This is a genomic window from Paenibacillus sp. MAHUQ-63 (assembly GCF_028765165.1).
Taxonomy (GTDB): Bacteria; Bacillota; Bacilli; order Paenibacillales; family NBRC-103111; genus Paenibacillus_E.
Genome location: NZ_JARADB010000003.1, coordinates 312,420 through 332,296, shown reverse-complemented (window position 1 = coordinate 332,296; position 19,877 = coordinate 312,420). Strand labels below are relative to the sequence as shown.

The following is a 19,877-nucleotide window of genomic DNA, read 5'->3' as shown; positions in this document are numbered from 1 at the left end:
CCAAATGATTCTTACGAGCGCAGAGGACAGCACTCTATCACGTGTAAATAATCGCTCATCGGATTTGTGCACGGTTAAACCGGTTTAACCGCTCCCCAGTGTCCTAACCGCATGTGAGATTAAGCGCTTCACTCATTTCCGGATTACAGGCTTATATCGTTGTTTGCAGCTGATTAAACCGGTTTAACTTCCCTCCTAGATAACTCAGAAGAAAGTTCAATTCCGTAAAGCCGTCATCCTAATTAAACCGGTTTAATACACGCTGTTCCTGTATGTGCAGTTGAACGCAGTCGAAACTAGTTGAACTATACCTAGGGGGTGAAGAGACCTGATTTCCGGCAGCATTCAGAAAGATGGAAATGTCAATTAAATTACGGAGGGGATAGGCTTGAACACGAAGAGGTTCTATGTCGGCTTGATGATGGTGTTGATTGCAGCCTTTTTTACAGCCTGTGAGAGCGCAAGCGAAACGAGTCCAACGGCCAGCCCGGCCGGCAAGGAGGCGACAACGGCTCCGGTAGCCTCGGCTCCCGTCAAAACGGACGGGTACAAAGAAGCGCCGATGCTAACCAAGCTGGTCAGCGCAGGCACGCTGAAACCTGTCGCCGAAAGGATGCCGGCGAAGGAAGACATTATGGTGGAAACGGTTACCCAAGAGATCGGCAAATACGGCGGCGACTGGAAAATGCCTTGGAGCGGGCCGAACGACCGCTGGGCCGTAGGTCAGCCGACGGAAGAGGCGCTATTCCGCTTCAACAAGGATGGCAGCACGATTGAGCCTAACGTGGCCAAAGGCTACGAAGTGAACAAGGATTCAACGGAATTCACGATACATTTGCGCAAAGGCATGAAGTGGTCGGACGGTATGCCGTTCACGGCCGACGACGTGCTGTTCTACTGGGAGCATATGCTGACCAAAGAGACGTTCGGCAAAAAAATATACGACGCCTATTACTCGGTTGATCCTGTCACAGGCGAAAAGGCTTTGGCGAAGGTCACCAAAGTGGACGACTACACCTTCAAAGTGACGCACAAGTATCCGAGCGTGCAATTCCTGGAGCGCGTTGCGATCGACAACAAGTGGTTCTTCGCGCCGGCGCACTTCCAGAAGACGATTCTTCCCGAATTTGTCGGCCAAGACAAAGCGCTGGAGATTGCGAAAAAGTGGGGCTACGAAGATGTCAAAACGTTCTTGGTCCAAACGGGCTACTATTACTGGGTCAATCCGCAAATCCCAACCTTGCGGGCGTGGGTAGCGAAGAACGATCCGAACAGCGATCAGTTTATTATGGAGCGCAATCCGTATTACTGGAAAGTTGACAAGGAAGGCAATCAGCTTCCTTACATGGACCGCATCGTGGCGACGAAGGTGCAAGATCCCGCCCAACGGATCCTGGGAACTCTTGCCGGGGACTATAACCTGCTCGATTTCGATTTCAAAGATTTCACCGTACTCAAGGAAAATGAGAAAAAGGCCGGCTTCCAAGTGCTGCCGTGGACGACACCGAATTGGTCGAGCGCGGGCATACAGCTGAATCAAACGATCGCCGATCCGAATCTCCGCAAGCTGTTTCAAGATATTCGTTTCCGTGAGGCACTGTCCGTCGCCGTAGACCGGAAGGAAATTTCCGAAATCGTCACGAACGGGTTGGGCGCCCCGCAGCAGGCTTCCGTCCCTGAAGGACTTGTCGGCTACCAAGCAGGCTGGGCCGATCAATGGAGCAAGTTCGATGTGAATCGGGCGAATCAATTGTTGGATCAGATCGGGTTAACCCAGCGCGATAAAAATAATTTCCGCCTAAACACGGACGGCTCGGATCTCACGATTACAATCATCGAAGGCAGCACGAACACGGCGAGCTTCCTGGAGCTTGTGAAGAAGTATTACGAAGCCGTCGGCATTAAAGTCGATCTCAAAGTTGTGGATCAAGGGACTCATCAGGAAATGAAGTATGCCAATAAAATACCGGCCACGACAGAAAACATTTCCCTGGTCAACGTTGCCTTCCGCCCGGATACGCTCGTACCGCTCCGCGTGCTTACGCCTTGGTACGGACATTACGGCTTGTATTCTTCATCCGGAGGCAAAGAAGGCGTGAAGCCGGAAGGCGACGTAGCGCTCATTCTGGACTATTGGAATAAAGTAAAAGCCTCCACCACCAAAGAAGATATTGTGAAATGGAGTAACGAAATCGTGAAGCTGCATCAGAAAAACCAATGGGTCATCGGCTATGCCGGCCCGACTCCGCGCCTCGTTGTCGTTTCCAACAAGATGGGCAACGTGCCCAAAGAACTCGTATATTCGGACGAATTCCGCAGCTTGGGCCACGGGCATCCGGCGCAATTTTTCATCAAACAGTAAAGCATCGTTGGCATGATGAAGCGGGGGGAGCACGCCTCCCCCTGTCTTCGAATGAAACGGAGAGGATTGGGTAGAGATGCTCCAATATATTTTGAGAAGAATTATCTTGGTTATCCCGGTCGTTTTCTTTATCTCGATGATCGTCTTCTATATCATTCAGCTTCCGCCAGGCGATTATGTCTCCACGTATGCGGCCAAAATGTCGGTGGCCGGCGACGTCATGACAGAGGAAAATATCGCCGAAATGAGAGCCAGCCTGAAGTTGGATCAGCCCTGGTTTATCCAATATTTGGCCTGGATGAGCAATATGATTACGAAATTTGACTTCGGATATTCGTTCTCTTACAACAAGCCGGTGATGACTGTCATATCGCAGTACATGGGACTGACGATTATCGTCTCGTTGGTCACGATGGCTTTCACGTATGCGGTTGCGGTTCCGATCGGCATTTACTGTGCGGTGAAACAATATTCGATCGGTGACTATATATTCTCGGCCATCGGATTTCTCGGCATGGCGACGCCGCATTTCCTCATGGCGATTATTTTGATGTACTTGTCCTATGTTTATTTCGGCGATCCTTTGCTCGGCTTGTTCTCCAGTGAGTTCGTGAATGCCGCATGGTCGATGGACAAAGTGCTGGATCTGCTGAAGCACATGATCATTCCTGTCATCGTCATCGGCTTGGCTAATACGGCGGAGCTGATTCGCGTTATGCGGGGGCAGATGCTCGACGAACTGAACAAACCGAATGTCGTGACGGCGAGATCCAAAGGGGTGTCGGAAACGAAAATCTTGCTCAAGTACCCGACGCGAGCGGCGATGAATCCGATCGTCAGCACGATCGGCTGGTCGCTGACCTCGATTTTCACCGGATCGACGATTACCGCCATCGTGCTCAATCTGCCGATCCAAGGACCGGTGATGTACAATGCGCTGCTTGCACAGGATATGTATCTGGCCGGCACCTGGCTTCTGTTCATGGCGGTGTTGACCGTGCTTGGGACATTGATCTCGGATATTTTATTGGCATGGCTCGATCCAAAAATTCGCACAGAGTTCAGAGGTAATTGACCATGAGAACAATTCCTATTCCAGGCAAACAAGGTGTAGCGCCGCCGGCGGCAGCCCCCCGCAACGACCTTTCGCATAGCTCGCAATGGCGGCTCATGTACCGCCGGTTAAAGAGGCACAAGCTGGCCCGTATTTCCCTTGTCATCCTGGCCTGCTTCTATCTTGCGGCGATTTTCGCCCAATTTCTCGCGCCATACGGGTTGCAAAGCTATGACAGCAAGTATGTGAATGCGCCACCGGTGAAACTAAGCTTTCACGATGCGGAAGGCAAGTTTCACTTCAGACCGTTCGTGAACGAGCTCAAGAGCGGCCGGGATCCGGTGACGCTGCGCAAGATTTTCGTACAGGACGAGAAGGTTCGTCACCCGCTGCGATTTCTCGTGAAAGGGGAGAGCTATACATTCCTAGGCTTGTTCAAAACCGACATTCATTTATTCGGCGTCGATGCGCCCGGCCGCATTTTTCTATTCGGCACCGACGGAATGGGCAGAGACCTGTTATCGCGTGTGCTGCTCGGCAGTCAGATTTCACTGAGCATACCGCTCATCGGGGTCGCCATCTCCTTCGTTCTTGGCTTATTCATCGGCGGCGTATCCGGTTATTTCGGCGGCTGGATCGATTCGGTCATTCAGCGGGCGATAGAAATTATTCGCTCGTTCCCGACGCTGCCGCTATGGATGGCCTTGTCGGCGGCGATTCCGGCCAGGATCCCCGTCGTGACCATGTATCTCTACATCGTCATCATTTTCGCATTCATCGGCTGGACGGAGTTGGCGAGGGTAGCACGGGGGAAATTCATTTCCTTGAAAAATGAGGAATACGTGCTTGCCGCCAAAATAGCCGGTGTGAGCGATGCCAAGATCATTATCAGGCACTTATTGCCCGGATTTATTTCCTACTTGGTCGTGGCCACGACGTTAGCGATCCCCGGCATGATTCTGGGCGAGACGGCGATGAGCTTCTTGGGCCTCGGCATCCGCTCGCCGGCGACCAGTTGGGGCGTGCTGCTGCAGGAAGCCCAGCAAATCGAGAACGTGGCCCTCTATCCTTGGAAACTGATCCCGTTGGGCTTCGTCATCGTAACCGTATTGACGTTCAACTTTCTTGGCGACGGATTGCGCGATGCGGCGGATCCTTACAAGAAATAATCCAATCTAGCGCAAAGCGAGGGGAAAGTATGGCATCGCAAGCTTCCGTTTCACTACCCGATCGCCCTCTTCTGTCGGTTCAAGACCTCAAGATTCGCATTCAGATGGATAACGGCGAGATGAAGGCCGTGGATGGCGTCGATTTCACAATCCGCAAGGGCCAAACGCTGGGGCTCGTCGGCGAATCCGGCTGCGGCAAAAGCTTAACAAGCCGGGCCATCATCTCGATTAATCCCAAAGAGTGCGAGACGACAGGGAAGATTGTGTATCACTCTGAATCGGAGAAAAATTTGAATGAGCTCGACTTGCTGTCGCTGCATCCGCGAAGCAAGCAAATTCGCTCCATTCGCGGAAGGAAAATCGCGATGATTTTCCAAGAACCCATGACGGCATTCTCCCCTATGTATACGATCGGGAATCAGATCATGGAATCGATCCTGATTCATCGCACGAAGAATAAAAAGGAAGCCAAGCGCATTGCGCTCGAAATGCTCGGCAAAGTCGGCATCTCCGACCAAGAGAAACGCTTCGATCAATATCCGCACGAATTCTCCGGCGGGATGCGGCAGCGGGCGATGATCTCGATGGCCTTGTCGTGCAACCCGGAGCTGCTCATCGCCGATGAGCCGACGACAGCGCTGGACGTGACGATTCAGGCTCAAGTGCTGGAGCTGATGAAGCAGCTCCAGCGGGAGTTCGGCATGGCCATCCTGCTCGTCACCCACGATCTCGGAATTATTGCGGAAATGTGCGACGAAGTGGCCGTCATGTATCTCGGGAAAATCGTGGAACAGGCTCCCGTGAAGGAAATATTCAACAATCCGAAGCACCCTTATACGCAAGGACTGCTCAAATCGATGCCTAAGTTGTCCACCGACCGGCGCGCAAGACTGGAATCCATCGACGGAACGGTGCCTGTGGCGACGAACATGCCTCCGATGTGCGGTTTCTACGACCGCTGCCAACAAAGGATCGATGGCGTTTGCAATGCGCAAGCCGTACCGAAAACGGCTATTTCGGAGAACCATATGGTTCGCTGCTTTCTTTACAAGCATGAGGGCGGGGGAGAATAAGGATGGCCAAATCGATCTTGAAAGTCGACCGGTTAAATAAGGATTTCCAGGTGAAATCCCAAAACAAATTGTTCAGCAAACCAACCTCGGTCCGTGTGCTAAGCAATGTTTCCTTCGAGCTTATGGAGGGGGAGACGCTCAGTATCGTCGGCGAATCCGGCTGCGGGAAAACGACCTTAGGCCGGTGCATCGTCAGGGGCATGGACGCCACTTCCGGTTCGGTCTACTACCATCCCGAAACCGGGGAGCAGGTCGATTTCCTCGGATTGAGAGGCAAGGAGTTCAAGAAGTACCGCAAAGATATTCAAATGATTTTCCAAGACCCGTTCTCTTCGCTTAGTCCGAGAATGAGTGTTTATGATATTATTGCCGAGCCGCTGCTGGCGAATTTCAAGCTTTCCAAGTCGGAGCTGGATGAGAAAATTACGCAGATCGCGCAGCAAACAGGACTTAACGCAAGCTATCTCGACCGGTATCCGCATGCGTTCTCCGGCGGGCAGCGGCAGCGGATCGCCATCGCCAGATCGCTCATCTCCCAGCCGAGGCTTATTGTTTGCGATGAAGCGGTATCGGCGCTCGACGTCTCGATCAAAGCACAAATCATTAATCTGCTGAAAGACTTGCAGGAGCAGCTGCAGATCACCTACATCTTTATTTCCCATGATTTGTCCATCGTGCAGAACATTTCCGACCGAGTAGCGGTGATGCATTTGGGCAAAATCGTTGAGCTCGCGCCAGTGGATGCGCTGTTTGACGATCCTTTGCATCCGTACACGGAGGCGCTGCTGTCGGCGGTGCCAGAGCCGGATCCCAATGTGAAGAAGGAGCGGATCATTCTGGAGGGTGAGGTCCCGAATCCGGCGAATCCGCCGAGCGGGTGCCATTTCCATCCCAGATGCAGGTATAAAACCGATAAATGCATGCGGGAGGAGCCGGAATTGCAGGCAATCACAGAGGAACATTATGCCGCATGCCATTATGCGAGCCAATTAGTGCTGAGAGGTGTAACCCATGAGTCATGACAAAGAGTTGAACCCTAATGCCAAGAAGCTGATCGTTTTGCTGGACTGCGGAGATACGATTATCGATGAAGGGACGGAGATTCGGGATGACCACGATATCGTCATTCGGGCGAACGTGATTCCCGGCGCGGATGTGATGGTCAAAACGCTGGCTGAGCGGGGGTATACGCTGGCTATCGTTGCGGACGGGAACGCGCAGTCGTTCAAAAACATTTTGACGCAAAACGGCCTGTATGACTATTTCACGACCATGGTGTACTCCGAAACGGTGAAAGCTTACAAGCCGAGTCCCCGCATGTTCAAGGCGGCGATTGGCGCGTTGGATCTAACCTTGGAAGACATTCCGCGAATGATCATGGTGGGCAATAACTTGAGCCGGGATGTGAAGGGGGCGAATCAATTGGGCATCACGAGCGTTTTCCTGAGCTGGACGCCGCGTTATCCGAAGCTGCATGCGGATGAGAGCGAAATCCCCCGATACACGATCAACGATCCGCTTGAGCTTATCGACCTGGTTGAGGAACTCAATGCGAAGCTGGCATAACCGGAACGTTAGTTGAAGGGATGTTTAGGTGGCTATGGCAAAAATCGATGATGTCGCCAAACTGGCGAAAGTCTCGAAAGGGACCGTGTCCAATGTGTTCAGCCAGAAAAGACCGACCAGCAACGAGGTCAAGGAGCGTGTACTGAGTGTGTCCAGGCAGTTGAATTATGTGCCTAACCATATCGCACGCAGCCTGGTAACGAAAAAGACGATGGCGATCGGGCTCACGATCCCGCATGGCAGCTTCCTTTTCAGCGCCTTCCATACACAGTTCATTAACGGCGTTATCCTCGAAGCCTCCTACTACGGGTACCGGGTGCTGCTCGATATGATTCCGCAGATGAAGGTCCAGACCCCGTTCCTGTCGAGCTACCCGATCGACGGGGCTGTCGTTATGCAGCCCGTGACCGATGATGAGCGAATTGCACTGCTGGATAGCGAACAAATTCCATTCGTTACCGTTGGACGGGTGATGAACGCGACGGTTCGTGACGTTTACAGCGTGGACAACGATAATCGGGAAGTCATTTATTCAATATGCGAATACTTGATCGGCCGTGGGCACCGCCACATCATGTTTCTGAATGCCAATGAGCGCATGACCGTCTCGATCGATCGCATAAGGGGCTTCATGCAAGCGATGAACGATTACCGGCTGCAGGTGGAACCGCATATGATCCATCATAAGCCGGATATGAGTTCAAACGAATACATGGATTACGGGTATGAGAAGACGATGAGCGTCATCGGCGAATCCAAGAAGCGAGTAACCGCCATCATTGCGGACGACGACCGTACGGCGTTCAGCGTGCTCAACGCGCTCAAAGATTTGCGGCTCCGCGTGCCGGAAGATATCTCGCTGTTCGTCATATGCGGCGATATGTCCATGATGGTGCAGGCGAACCCGCCGCTCACGAGCATGGACTTGCTCCCTTCGGAATTGGGCGCGGAGTCCGTTCGGCTGCTGATGAGCCAACTGGGCGTACGGCCGGGGAACACTCCCCGCAATGTCATCATCGCCAGTAAAATCATCGAGCGAAATTCCTGCCAGACGATTGATCAGGAAGATTAGAGCGTAACGGGAGGGAAGGAAGATGCAGAAAGAGGTATGGAACGTAGGCATTATCGGACTTGGGGGAATCGGCGACTATCACATGAATCAGTTGTCCAAAGTTCCCCGCACGCGAGTGGCTGCGATCTGCGACGTGAACGAGCAGGCGGTCCGGACAACGGGCGATCGTTTGAATTTGCCGGATGAAGCAAGGTTCACCGATTACAGGGGGTTGATCGACGATCCGCGAGTAGACGTTATTTTGTCCGGAGTATCCAATAAGTATCATTACGATATTCTGAAATATGCGATTGAACGCGGGAAGCCGATCTTCTCCGAGAAGCCTTTTACACGTACGATCGAAGAAGCGAATGAACTGGCGGAATTGTATGAGCGCAATCCCATTCCATGCATGATCGGATTCTCGTACCGTTACCGCCCCTGCTTCCAGTACGTCAAACAGCTTGTGGACCAAGGAGCCTTAGGTCCGATCCGGCATATAGCCGCACACTATTTGCAAGAAGAAAACGCCCCAATGTTCGATAAAGGCTACACATGGCGGTTCAGCAAAGAAATGGCGGGATCCGGCATATTAGCCGACATCGGCTCGCATATGGTGGATGCGGCACGCTTCTTCGTCGGGGAATTCCAGCAGGTCAGCGGGCTGATGAGCACGTTCATCGATCACAGGAAGGACCCCCGGACAGGGGAACTCACGGCTGTGGATGTCGACGATTTCACTGGGTTTCAGTGCGTGTTGGAAGGCGGCGTGATGGGCTCTTTCTATACGCATAAGAATGCGATCGGTACGAAAAACCAATTTCAAGTTACGCTGTTCGGGGATCTCGGCACGGTCAGCATCTGTGTGGAACAGCCGAATGAGGTCCATTTGACGTTAAGAGAGGGCGAGAAGCTGACCCTCACCGAGAAAGTCATTCACTTGGATGAGCAAGAGATGAAGCCGATGCTGCAGGATTTCATCGATTATTTGGAGCAGGCGCCGTCCTCGCTGCTGCCCGTGTTTGCCGACGGTTACCGGAACCAGCGGGTGCTGCAAGCGATTATTGATTCCGCGCAGGATGGGGTTACGCGAAGCTTATAGATGACGATAAGGGAGTGGGCATGATGATCAAAGTAACGATCTGGAATGAGTTCCTGCAAGAGCAGCGCAAAGAGGAGGTTGCCCGGATTTATCCCAAAGGAATGCACGGCGCCATTGCCGACGGCATCGGGCAAGCGGGCTTCGACATTCGCACAGCGACGTTCCAGGAGCCCGAGCATGGGTTGACGCAGGAGGTTCTGGACGGGACCGACGTTCTTATTTATTGGGGGCATGTCGATCATCAAGGGTTTCAGGATCACGTCGTGGACCGGATTTGCGCCCGCGTGCATGAAGGGATGGGGCTGGTCGTGCTGCATTCCGGCCATCATTCCAAGCTGTTCCGCAAGCTGATGGGCACTTCCTGCGACCTGCTGTGGAGAGAAGCGGATGAGAAGGAGCGCTTGTGGGTCGTAGACCCTTCGCACCCGATCGTAGCCGGAATCGGACCTTATATCGATCTGGCCGAAGAAGAAATGTACGGCGAGCATTTCGATATCCCGGTGCCGGATGAGCTCATCTTCGTCAGCTGGTTCGAAGGCGGTGAAGTGTTCCGCAGCGGCTGCACGTACCGCCGTGGACAGGGACGCATTTTCTATTTCCGCCCGGGTCATGAGACATACCCTACCTATCACAACAAAGATGTGCACCGGGTGATCGCCAATGCGGTCGAATGGACGGCTCCGGTCCGTCGGGAGAAAACGTTCTACGGGCATCATGCCCCACTGGAGGCGATTAAGAAGTAGACGGTTCGGCGATAGCTAAAGAACTCAGGGGGACTGTCGATTACTTGTGGGAGACCACAAAATGTATGCGAAAAATCATACATAATGAGCGGCACATACCAAGAATCAGTCGATTCTATTCGGAATTTCATATACAAAACGTGATTTGAGCCCTAATTCTGTATATATATTCGAAAAATCACATACATTCTCTGCATGTGTCCGTTTACGTTAAAACTGCGCACAGTTAATCGACAGCCTCACAGGGGCCCTTTTTCGATGATTAAGGGCCTCTTTGGAATGGCAACGGAGTTATTTGCCGATTGTGGGCCCGGCCAGGCTCCGCAATCGGCAAATTTTATTTCCGCTGATAATGGGATTGGCGTTCCATGGGGCGACCGATGGGCATGTAGACCGCGCCTTCTATATCCATTAAGCGCGAGACGACGTCGCCCGGCAGCTGATTGCGGCCATCGAGCACCAGCGGACGCCGCATCAGATGCAGCAGGTACGGCCAATCCAGCTCGGCGAACTGCGGCCACTCCGTCATGATCATGACGGCATCCGCCCCGGCGGCTGCGGCGTATGGGGAATCGACCACGTCGACGTTAGCCTTGGCAACTTGACGAATGACGGGATCGTAGGCGCGCACTTCGATGCCATGCCGCTTGCATTGCGCGAGCAGGGTGAGGAACGGTGCGTCCCTGACATCATTCGTCTGGGGCTTGAACGAGATGCCTAATACGCACAGTCTCTTCCCCATGGGGCTATCCCATAGAGAAATCAGCTTGGCGATCAGTCGCGGGATGCGCTGATCGTTGATTTTGGCGGTTGCCTCCAGCAGGGGGAGCGAGCTGCCGACAAGCTTCCCGGAGGTCAGCAGGGATTGCAAATCTTTGGAAAAGCAGGAACCGCCATAGCCCACGCCAGCTTGAAGGAACTCCGGCCCGATCCGCCGGTCCGCGCCTACCCCGTGCATGACGTCCCGAATATCGGCGCCATATCCTTCACAGACGTCGGACATCATGTTGGCGAACGATATTTTCATCGCCAGAAAGGCGTTGGACGCATATTTGACCAGTTCGGCACTTCGTCTGTCGCAGACATAGACAGGCGCTTCGATCCCTTCATACAGCTCCCGGAGCTGAGCCTCGGCATGCGCCGACTTGCAGCCGAGCACGATTCTGTCGGGCTCTATGAAGTCGCGGACTGCGCTGCCCTGGCGCAGGAATTCCGGATTGAAGGCGACTTCCGTACGCAGTCCGGCCGCATGGAGGCTCTCCTCCAGCTCGTCGCAGGTGCCGACCGGCACGGTGCTCTTCACGATGACCAGCGGAGGGCACACGCCGGACTGCATCAGATGTGCAAGCACCTCATACACGTAGCTCAGATTCGTATGACCATCCTCGCGGGTAGGTGTGCCGACGGCGATCATCAAGGCGTCGGTGTCCGCCGAGGCCGCAAGCAAGTCGGTCTCGAAGTGCAGCCTGCCACTGGCACAGCACGCCTCAAGCTCCGTCTCCAGCTGAGGTTCCCATACATGCAGGTTCCTCTCCATTAATCCGCGAATAATGGACTCCCGGTCGACCGCAATGACTTCATGGCCCAGTTTGGCCAAACATACGGCAGCCACCAACCCGACATATCCCGTTCCCACAATCGTTAAGCGCATGGCAGTTCCTCCCTCCTAAGCGGTATAGAATCCCGGTTTGCTTCCGATGCGCCGGGCATCGATCATTTGTGCGTAGTCCTGAAGCAAGCCGTCGAAAATAGCTTCCCATGAGCGGCCCAAAGCAAATGTTCTGGCAGCTTGCCGGTAACCGGCCAGCTGCTCGGAGCCGTCGACGCAGGCCTCGATAGCGCGAATGAACGATTCGGGCTCACGGGGCGTACAGAGCATGCCCGTACGTCCGGTCGCAACCATATCGCGAACGCCGCCGCTGTTCGCGCCGATGACAGGGAGTCCCGATGCCATCGCCTCTTGAACGACATTGCCGAACGTCTCGGTGCTGGAAGGGAAGACGAAGAGATCCGAGGAAGCGTAGATTTCGGCCAGTTCCTCGCCCTGCTTGTATCCGGCGAAGGTGACATTGCCGGGAGCCTGCTCGCGCAGCTCGGGGAGCTGCGGACCGTCGCCGACGACGAGCCAATGAACGCGTGACTTCAAGGAGTCCGGCATCTCGCGCATGACGGCGCTTAGCGTATCGATATCTTTCTCAGGGGCGATGCGCCCTACATAGAGGAGAAGGAACGGAGCGGTTATGCCGTACTTCGCGCGGATGGCATCGCTTCTCCGCTCCGGGGTGTACAAGCTGCAATCCACGCCTCGCGACCATAGCAGCAAGTTGGCGAAGCCTTGCGATTGCAGGTCCCGGATCGTATCGGCGGATGGAGCGAAGATAGCGTCGCAGGACTGATGAAACCACTTCATATAGGACCAGTAGAAGGGGATGGCGCGTTTCATGCGATAATAAACCAAATATCGGTCGAAATGGGTATGGTAGGAAGCGACGTGTGAGATGCGGTGCTTGCGGGCATAGTGCAGACCGCATAAGCCGATATTGAACGGGGTGGCCAAGTGGATGAGGTGAGGACGGAATCGGTCAAGCTCGCTGCGAAGCGACAGCAGATTGGGCAGGGCGATCCGGCATTCCGGGTACAGAAAGAATGGGACAGACGGAACGGGGCGGATTAATTCGGAGTAAGCCATTTCATCGGTGCACTTCGGCGTGAAGACAAGATGTTCGATGCCACGGCGGTGCAGATGGTCAGTGAGCCGTCCTAGCGTTAGGGCAACGCCATTCATTTGAGGAACATAGGTATCGGTAAACAACGCAAGGCGCATAGGGATCCCTCCTGTCGTTCCTGGATACGTCAAGCGTAGCACCGTTTTATTCGTGGAACGTTAACCTGGTGTTAATTAATTTTAAAAGCGGTATCCCGATTTTGTCGAAAATCAATTTCAATAGGCTTTCAGAAATCGACATACGGATTGAGAGATTTGGAATATGATAGAGAGGCAGGCAGAGTTCACTCGTTAAGGAGGAGATCGTTGTGGGCAAAATACAAATATCCTCAAAAGGGATCGAAAAAACGCTGCGTAAATTTGATTATTTGCAGGCCATTTCAGAATATATTTGGAACGGGTTTGACGCGCAGGCGACCGAAGTGGACATCACGCTTCATCCGAATGTGCTCGGCGGCATCGATTATATCGTCATTGCCGATAACGGCTATGGCATTGACAGGAGGGAGCTGGAGCGGAAGTTTACGCCGTTCTATGAATCGGAGAAAGGGATCGATCCGGAGAGGCGGACCCGAACGACTTCGGCCATGCACGGGAAGAACGGGATCGGACGCTTGACCTTTCATCGGTTCGCTACCGATGCGATTTGGAGAACGACCTATGAGGACGGTTTCCTCAAGAATACGTATACGATTCATATTGCCGGCAATCGGTTGGACATCTACCAAGTAACCCAAGCGGAGCTGACGGATGATGATCCGGGGACAACCGTTACGTTTCATAATATAATGAAAGATTTCGTTCCAGAGGAATTGCTCGCTTTCCTGTGCAAAGAGTTCGGCTGGTTCCTGGAGCTGCATGCGGACAAGGGCTTCGCCTTGCGCGTGAATGGCGAACCGTTGAATTACGCGGACCTGATCGGGGAGAAAGAATGCTTTACGCTGGTTGATCCCGGCACTCAAACCGTCTTCAAAATCAAATACGTTCGCTGGCAGGACCGGATCAATCAGGAATATTCGAAATTGTATTTCATCGATTCTCACCGGGACGAGAAGCACAAGCAGCCGACAACTTTTAATAATAAAGGAGACTCGTTCTATCATAGCGTTTATATTCAAAGCAAGCTCTTCGATTACTTCGACTTCGAAAGTGAAGACCAGAGCGGTCAGGTGGAGGCGGCTTTCGGTGTCAGCAGGAAAAGCGACGCCTTTCAATTCCTGCTGGAAGAAATCAATGCGTTCATTAAGCTGAAAAGAAGACCTTATTTGCAAATATTATCCGATCATGTGCTTCAGGAATTCGCCGAAGCCAAGGCGTTTCCGGCATTTACGGACAAGCCGGAGGACACCGTGAGGAAAGCGGAGCTGGAAGCCGCCATCCGGGATTTGTGCCAGCATGAACCCCGTGTGTTCACCCGGCTGAATCCGGAGCAGAAGAAGCTGCTGGCTCACCTGCTTCATTTGGCGATGGGGGCTTGCGACCGGGAGCGTTTGCTCGCCGCTTTATAATCAAAGAAGCTATCCCGTTGCCGGGATAGCTTCTTTGGATTATGACCGCTGCCGGTTCCGGTATTGGGACGGCGCAATGCCGAAATAAAGCGTGAACTGCTTGCTGAAGTGATGAATGGAAGAGTAGCCGAAGTCTTCGGCGATGTCGGTAACCGAGCGGTTGCTCTCGCGCAAGGCTGCGGCGGCTTGTTTCATGATCACGGATGTCCAATACGCTTTGGGTGACATGCCGGTCGCTTGCTTGAACAGCTGGTGAAACTGCGTTTTCTTCAGCCTGCTCATCTGCAGCCAGGCTTCGTACGATCCGGCATTCTTGTTGATGGCGTCAAGCAGCGGCTTGATGCGGAAGTCAACGAACGGTGCATGATGATTGAATTGTACGATCTCCAGCAGCCAAGCATGCAGCAGACTCTTGGCGATTGCACCGGAGTAAGAGGCGTCGCTTTGGTACTTCTCCACGACTCGGACGAACAAGTCCGTTATCGGGCTTTGATGCTGCAAATGGAGCAGGTTGGGCAAGCTGTCAAGCTCGTCATTGGGCACGATGACCGTAAGCAGACTGGTGTCGAAGTCGGCATCTTTCCAAACGAGATGCCGTTGGGCGGCTTCCGGGTTGGCCTGCCATAGGTCGCAGTATATATTGTATGTCGAAAGGGGACTAAGGGCGTCGGAATGAAAGGCATGCTTCATGGTCGGAGGGAAATATAGGAGATCGCCTTTCGCGACCGGGAAGCTGCCGGAAGGTACGGTAACGGTACCTTTGCCGCCGGATACGAGGTGGAACGCATAGCAGTAGCCGATTCGTCCCGATTCGCTGCCGTTTCTCTCATTTGGGAAGCGATAATGATGAGCCACCCGAATGGACGGCTTGATTTCGGTTAAATGCCTTGCAGACACGGAACATCCCTCCATACATAGCCGTTAGTGTTACTATACTTGATCTCCTGCTGCTTGAAAAGAAGTTGCCGGAAGATTTGATCAATCTTTGAACCTCCGGCTAAATACCGTTGCTTCCTCAGGTGCTACATTTATATTGTGTAGAATAACGCTAAGGAGGAATGATTGTGATGTCAGCCCAACATTCAGGCGGAAGTTTAAGTAAAGAGCAGTTCGATTTCTATCAGTCGGAAGGGTACCTCGTTTTGCCGAATTTACTACAGGAAGATGATATGGCCCCGGCGATCGAAGCGATGACGGCCAAGGTGTCTGCGATCGCGAACGAACTCTTGCAGGCAGGCTTAATTACGGATACGCTCGAAGACAGGCCGTTCAAGTACCGGTTAGCAGAGCTTTTTCAAGATTTAACGCCGGAGCATTTCCTGAATTACGGCAGAAGCTGGAGAGACCGGATCCCCGGTTACTTCCATCTCATGAGCAATCCCAAAATACTGGATGCGGTGGAATCGCTCATCGGCGGCGAGCTGTTCTCCAACCCGGTCTACAATACGAGACCGAAAATTCCGAAAGTCGCCGCCGGCGCCGTCCCGTGGCATCAGGACAAATCGTACTGGCCGGATGCGAACTCCAATCCCGTAATTACGGTATGGATACCGCTTGTCGACGCCAATGAAGTGAACGGATGTTTGCATATTAAGCCACGCACGCATCGTAAGCGCTTACTGAAGTGGCACCGGGAATCGGAGACTGGCACGGGTTATACGGCTTTACATGAAAGCCAGCTGGGCAAAACCGAAACCGTCGTGCTGCCCGTGACGGCAGGAAGCGCGATCTTGTTCAATGACCGCTGCTTGCATATGTCCACACCGAACAGGTCAGATGAGGTGCGATGGAGCGTGGATCTCCGCTATCAGCCTACCGATCAGGACCCGATGCCGCAGCATGGCGCAGGCTTCCTGGCTCGCAGCTACAAATACCCGGAACGGGTAGCGACGCTGGAGGACTGGCTGAACAATCGCATGGAACATACGCCGGAGCAGCCGGTCCCTAATTCGGCTATTTAGTGAACGCGTACTGAAATAAAGTTCAAGGAGCAGGCTCCCCGTGAGCGGCTCCTTTTCGTGTTTTCTTTCAAAAGGAAAGGAAAATGAAGAGAAATATAGAATTGATACTTAACAGCTAGTGTGATGGATAGGGTGGGAGTATCAGCATGGATAAAAGGATAGAGAGAGAAGTATTGCAAACGGATTGGATGCACCAAATCAATCAGCTATTTGAGGTCTGCTTTTACCACACAAATGCAAGTGTTGCCATAACCGGTTTGGATCATCGCGTGTTGAAGGTAAATCAAGCGTATGAACATATGTACGGTTGGACTAACAGCGAAATATACGGAAAACAGCTGATCGCTGTCCCTAGCGATGAGGCCGAACGCGTCAAAAGCATTCATCTGCGCGTTGCCCAAGGGGATTGCGCACAATGCTATGAAACGTTAATGCTGCGAAAAAACGGCGATGCGTTTCATGCGAGTATCACCGTTTCCCCACTGAAGGATGCGGCAGGCACGATTTTTGCCTTAGCGGTAGTGGCTAGAGATATATCGGAACGGAAGCGGAAGGACGAGAAGTTGAGGAAAAGCGAGGAACGGTACCGGAATTTGGTCGAGCTGTCCCCGGAACCGATTATCGTGTACGGCGAGTCCGTTATCACCTACGTGAATCCGGCGGCGCTGAAGCTGGTGGGGGCAGAAGCGCCGGAGCAGCTGCTTGGCAGTATCGCTTTGGATTTCATCCATCCGGATGAGCGTGAAGAGATGCAGGCGCAGATTGAACTGATTCTCAGAGAACGGCATTTTAGCGATGTGATGGAGAAAAGGCTGCTGCGGCTCGATCGGCAAGTGATCGATGTGGAGATCCGGGCTGTCCCTATCGAATATTTGGGCAAGTCATCCATTCAGCTGCTGTGCCGGGACATTACCCATAAGAAAGTGATGGAGAGCATCGTTCGTGAGCGGGACGAAGAGTATAGGCGCATGATGATGCTGCTTCCGGAACCGATTGTCGTTCATCAGGAGGGCATTATTTGTTATGTCAACGATATCGGCATGAAATTGCTGGGGGCGCAAGCGCCGGATGAGCTGATCGGGAAATCCGTTTACGATTTTGTGCACCCGGATCATTATGAAAGGGTGACACGCCGGATCAAAGAAGTTGTCTTGATGGATAATTTCATCCCTTTCATTGAAGTGAACCTCCTCGGATTGCATGGCGAGCATATTGAGGTAGAAGCTTCGTCGGTCGTATTGCATTCTTATCTGGACCGGCCAGTCATTCAAACCGTGCTGCGCGATATTACGGAGCGCAAGGTCGCTGAAGAGATGCTCCGGCAATCGGAGAAGCTGTCAGTCGTCGGTCAGCTGGCGGCGGGCATTGCGCATGAAATTCGCAATCCGCTTACATCGCTTGTCGGCTTTTTGCAGCTGATCAAAAGTGCGGCGCCTACTAAAGTTGTTGAATATGCGGATATTATGTTGGTCGAATTAAACCGTATTAACACGATCGTCAATGAGTTTATGCTAATTGCGAAGCCGCAAAGCAGCCGATTTGCTCATAAAAGCGTTTGTGACATTCTGGAAAATGTCATTTCTTTGCTGGAACCTCAAGCATTGCTGCATAATGTGAATATTCATTTCGTTTATAGTCGGAATTCGGCGTATTTGGTGAACAGCGATGAGGGCCAATTAAAGCAAGTTTTTATCAATTTGATCAAAAATTCCGTTGAGGCGATGCCGGCAGGCGGCAGCATTCGAGTCGTTCTGCAACCGCTCGGTCATAGCCGGCTAACCGTCAAAATTATCGATACCGGCGCTGGAATTCCGGATGAGCTTCTGCCCCGGTTGGGAGATCCTTTCTTCACCACGAAGGAGGAGGGAACGGGCTTGGGACTTATGGTTTGCTATCGCATTATCGAGGCCCATCAAGGGACGATGAAGATTCTCAGTAAGCTGGATGCCGGGACCACCGTCGAAATCGAGCTGCCAAGAATCTAGTATATTCTACGATTACAACGTTTCAATTCTTTGAAAAAAAATTTCATAAATTCGTTGAATTACGTCGACAAACTTTTACAAACTTCTGCGGCATCCTCGTATATAATGGGGTTACTAACGAAAAAGAACAGAATTGGTGTGAAAATGGCGATGGAGTTACTTCTGAAAAAAATTGAAGCTTTGCGACTAAAAATGATCCAGGAGGCTGAATTGCACGGATGCTTCACTCATGAGAAGGTCGTCGCGATCAGCCAGCAATTGGATGAATACATCGTCAGGTATTACGTGATGAAATGAACGGACAAGGGATCGGCTCCGAGAGCTCGACTCTGACCGATTGACGATTATTCAACGAGGTGATAAGATGAAGTTATTCCGAGTGGAGAGCTCGGTTTTGACTGTATCATTTCACCTACCGTATGGACGGAGGCAATCCTGGCTTGGACTGCCTCCTTTTTGCGTTGTATGACTTCCGGGACAGGCTGGCACATGTTGGAATGAATGCAGGAAAACGACGATGACAGGGAGATGAAGGGATGAGTATTGGACAAAGACGTTTAGGCAGAACCGGTTTGCGGGTATCGGAAATAAGCTTGGGCACGATGGCGTTCGGCAGATGGATCGGGGAGAAGGAGTCGGCCGAAGTGCTGGATGCGGCGTTGGATGCGGGGATTACCCTCATCGATACGGCGGATGTGTACGGCTCCGGCATGGACACGAACAACCCGCTTGCCACCGGTGAGTCCGAGACGATTCTCGGCAGCTTGCTGGGGGCGCGCCGTCATGATATCGTGCTGGCTACCAAAGTGCATGGCCGCGTAGGGCTGGGGCCCAACGATGCCGGGCAAAGCCGCTACCATATTCATCGGGCGGTAGAGAACAGCCTGCGCAGGCTGAAGACCGACTATATCGATTTGTATCAAGTACATAGATTCGATGAGCAGACGCCGCTGGAAGAAACACTGCGGGCGCTCGACGACCTTGTCCGGCAAGGGAAGGTGCGTTATATCGGCGCATCGAACTACGCCGCTTGGCAGCTTGCCAAAGCGCACGGCATCTCGGCGCTGCAGCGGCTTGAACGCTTCGAGAGCGTTCAGCCGGAATACAGCCTGATCGCGCGCGGCATTGAACAGGAGCTGCTGCCGTTCGCCATCTCCGAGGGCGTCGGCGTCATCGTTTACAGCCCGCTCGGCCGCGGTTTGCTGACCGGAAAGTACACATTCGGCGCGGAGCCGCCGGAGGGAACGCGGGGAGCGGCGAATGAGAAGCGGCTGCAGGCGCTGCTTGAGCAGGAGCGGCACTTCCGCATCGTCGATCGGCTGAAGCCGATCGCAGCGCGCAAGGGCTGGTCGTTGGCGCAGCTGGCGCTCGGCTGGGTGCTGAGCCGAGAGGGCGTCACATCCGCGATACTAGGCGCCTCCAAGCCGCATCATATCACGGATGTGTGGCCGGCGCTCAGCGACAAGCTCACCGCCGAAGAGCTGCGGGAGATTGACGAGGCGGCGAGCGGGGAGCCGGCGCAGCTGGTGCGGAATTGACAGCGCCGCGAGCTAGCGGCGAGGAGCGCTGGGGCAGCGC

At 53.2% G+C, this 19,877-nt stretch carries 17 protein-coding genes; 14 read left to right on the top strand and 3 right to left on the bottom strand.

Features of this window, described 5'->3' with window-relative positions:
- The first annotated feature begins 388 nt into the window (after nt 1-388).
- From PUT07_RS17810 to PUT07_RS17770, 9 genes are all read left to right on the top strand, one after another.
- The gene (locus tag PUT07_RS17810) at nt 389-2,362 is read left to right on the top strand and encodes an ABC transporter substrate-binding protein (RefSeq protein WP_274469676.1); all 1,974 of its coding nucleotides are present in this window, start codon (nt 389-391) and stop codon (nt 2,360-2,362) included.
- A 76-nt stretch (nt 2,363-2,438) separates the two neighbouring features.
- On the top strand, nt 2,439-3,437 hold the full coding sequence (locus tag PUT07_RS17805; RefSeq protein ID WP_274469675.1) for an ABC transporter permease: 999 nt from the start codon (nt 2,439-2,441) through the stop codon (nt 3,435-3,437).
- Between the two features lie 2 nt (nt 3,438-3,439).
- Entirely contained in the window at nt 3,440-4,585 is a 1,146-nt protein-coding gene (locus PUT07_RS17800) for an ABC transporter permease (protein ID WP_274469673.1), read from the top strand.
- A 29-nt stretch (nt 4,586-4,614) separates the two neighbouring features.
- Entirely contained in the window at nt 4,615-5,658 is a 1,044-nt protein-coding gene (locus tag PUT07_RS17795; RefSeq protein ID WP_274469672.1) for an ABC transporter ATP-binding protein, read from the top strand.
- A gap of 2 nt (nt 5,659-5,660) precedes the next feature.
- Nucleotides 5,661-6,680, top strand: a complete 1,020-nt coding sequence (locus PUT07_RS17790; RefSeq protein ID WP_274469671.1) for an ABC transporter ATP-binding protein — start codon at nt 5,661-5,663, stop codon at nt 6,678-6,680.
- Complete coding sequence (locus PUT07_RS17785; protein ID WP_274469670.1) at nt 6,670-7,224, top strand: HAD family hydrolase; 555 nt, start codon at nt 6,670-6,672, stop codon at nt 7,222-7,224. Before PUT07_RS17790 ends, PUT07_RS17785 begins: the two co-directional genes overlap by 11 nt.
- A 34-nt stretch (nt 7,225-7,258) precedes the next feature.
- Nucleotides 7,259-8,296, top strand: coding sequence for a LacI family DNA-binding transcriptional regulator (locus PUT07_RS17780; protein WP_274469669.1), 1,038 nt, complete (start codon nt 7,259-7,261; stop codon nt 8,294-8,296).
- A gap of 22 nt (nt 8,297-8,318) precedes the next feature.
- Nucleotides 8,319-9,377 (top strand): Gfo/Idh/MocA family protein, encoded by a 1,059-nt coding sequence (locus PUT07_RS17775; protein WP_274469668.1) that lies wholly within the window; start codon nt 8,319-8,321, stop codon nt 9,375-9,377.
- Nucleotides 9,378-9,400: 23 nt separating this feature from the next.
- Nucleotides 9,401-10,120: a ThuA domain-containing protein gene (locus tag PUT07_RS17770; RefSeq protein WP_274470864.1), complete on the top strand. Its 720-nt coding sequence runs from the start codon at nt 9,401-9,403 to the stop codon at nt 10,118-10,120.
- Between the two features lie 337 nt (nt 10,121-10,457).
- Here PUT07_RS17770 and PUT07_RS17765 read toward each other — a convergent pair whose 3' ends face one another.
- Nucleotides 10,458-11,771: a UDP-glucose dehydrogenase family protein gene (locus PUT07_RS17765; RefSeq protein ID WP_274469667.1), complete on the bottom strand. Its 1,314-nt coding sequence runs from the start codon at nt 11,769-11,771 to the stop codon at nt 10,458-10,460.
- Between the two features lie 15 nt (nt 11,772-11,786).
- Complete coding sequence (locus PUT07_RS17760) at nt 11,787-12,944, bottom strand: glycosyltransferase family 4 protein (RefSeq protein WP_274469666.1); 1,158 nt, start codon at nt 12,942-12,944, stop codon at nt 11,787-11,789.
- 209 nt (nt 12,945-13,153) lie between these two features.
- Here PUT07_RS17760 and PUT07_RS17755 point away from each other — a divergent pair, with 209 nt between their 5' ends.
- Nucleotides 13,154-14,353 carry an ATP-binding protein gene (locus PUT07_RS17755; RefSeq protein ID WP_274469665.1) on the top strand — a complete coding sequence of 400 codons (1,200 nt, stop codon included), beginning with the start codon at nt 13,154-13,156 and terminating at the stop codon, nt 14,351-14,353.
- Nucleotides 14,354-14,392: 39 nt separating this feature from the next.
- Here the strand turns inward: PUT07_RS17755 and PUT07_RS17750 are convergent, their stop codons facing one another.
- Nucleotides 14,393-15,250, bottom strand: a complete 858-nt coding sequence (locus tag PUT07_RS17750; RefSeq protein WP_274469664.1) for an AraC family transcriptional regulator — start codon at nt 15,248-15,250, stop codon at nt 14,393-14,395.
- A gap of 170 nt (nt 15,251-15,420) precedes the next feature.
- Between PUT07_RS17750 and PUT07_RS17745 the strand changes: the two genes are divergently transcribed.
- The 4 genes from PUT07_RS17745 (at nt 15,421) to PUT07_RS17730 (ending at nt 19,837) form a co-directional block, all read left to right on the top strand.
- Complete coding sequence (locus PUT07_RS17745; protein WP_274469663.1) at nt 15,421-16,314, top strand: phytanoyl-CoA dioxygenase family protein; 894 nt, start codon at nt 15,421-15,423, stop codon at nt 16,312-16,314.
- A 146-nt stretch (nt 16,315-16,460) separates the two neighbouring features.
- A complete protein-coding gene (locus PUT07_RS17740) occupies nt 16,461-18,299 on the top strand; it encodes a PAS domain-containing sensor histidine kinase (protein WP_274469662.1) in 1,839 nt (612 codons plus the stop codon).
- A gap of 150 nt (nt 18,300-18,449) precedes the next feature.
- Nucleotides 18,450-18,596, top strand: a complete 147-nt coding sequence (locus tag PUT07_RS17735) for an aspartyl-phosphate phosphatase Spo0E family protein (protein ID WP_274469661.1) — start codon at nt 18,450-18,452, stop codon at nt 18,594-18,596.
- A gap of 239 nt (nt 18,597-18,835) precedes the next feature.
- Complete coding sequence (locus PUT07_RS17730; protein ID WP_274469660.1) at nt 18,836-19,837, top strand: aldo/keto reductase; 1,002 nt, start codon at nt 18,836-18,838, stop codon at nt 19,835-19,837.
- The last annotated feature ends 40 nt before the right edge of the window (nt 19,838-19,877 follow it).

Bases quoted from the DNA above. Each gene is read 5' to 3' on its own strand.
- PUT07_RS17740 (WP_274469662.1), top strand. From the start codon at position 16,461: ATGGATAAAAGGATAGAGAGAGAAGTATTGCAAACGGATTGGATGCAC.
- PUT07_RS17805 (WP_274469675.1), top strand. From the start codon at position 2,439: ATGCTCCAATATATTTTGAGAAGAATTATCTTGGTTATCCCGGTCGTT.
- PUT07_RS17780 (WP_274469669.1), top strand. From the start codon at position 7,259: ATGGCAAAAATCGATGATGTCGCCAAACTGGCGAAAGTCTCGAAAGGG.
- PUT07_RS17785 (WP_274469670.1), top strand. From the start codon at position 6,670: ATGAGTCATGACAAAGAGTTGAACCCTAATGCCAAGAAGCTGATCGTT.
- PUT07_RS17770 (WP_274470864.1), top strand. From the start codon at position 9,401: ATGATCAAAGTAACGATCTGGAATGAGTTCCTGCAAGAGCAGCGCAAA.
- PUT07_RS17800 (WP_274469673.1), top strand. From the start codon at position 3,440: ATGAGAACAATTCCTATTCCAGGCAAACAAGGTGTAGCGCCGCCGGCG.
- PUT07_RS17730 (WP_274469660.1), top strand. From the start codon at position 18,836: ATGAGTATTGGACAAAGACGTTTAGGCAGAACCGGTTTGCGGGTATCG.
- PUT07_RS17790 (WP_274469671.1), top strand. From the start codon at position 5,661: ATGGCCAAATCGATCTTGAAAGTCGACCGGTTAAATAAGGATTTCCAG.
- PUT07_RS17795 (WP_274469672.1), top strand. From the start codon at position 4,615: ATGGCATCGCAAGCTTCCGTTTCACTACCCGATCGCCCTCTTCTGTCG.
- PUT07_RS17765 (WP_274469667.1), bottom strand. From the start codon at position 11,771: ATGCGCTTAACGATTGTGGGAACGGGATATGTCGGGTTGGTGGCTGCC.
- PUT07_RS17775 (WP_274469668.1), top strand. From the start codon at position 8,319: ATGCAGAAAGAGGTATGGAACGTAGGCATTATCGGACTTGGGGGAATC.
- PUT07_RS17735 (WP_274469661.1), top strand. From the start codon at position 18,450: ATGGAGTTACTTCTGAAAAAAATTGAAGCTTTGCGACTAAAAATGATC.
- PUT07_RS17760 (WP_274469666.1), bottom strand. From the start codon at position 12,944: ATGCGCCTTGCGTTGTTTACCGATACCTATGTTCCTCAAATGAATGGC.
- PUT07_RS17745 (WP_274469663.1), top strand. From the start codon at position 15,421: ATGTCAGCCCAACATTCAGGCGGAAGTTTAAGTAAAGAGCAGTTCGAT.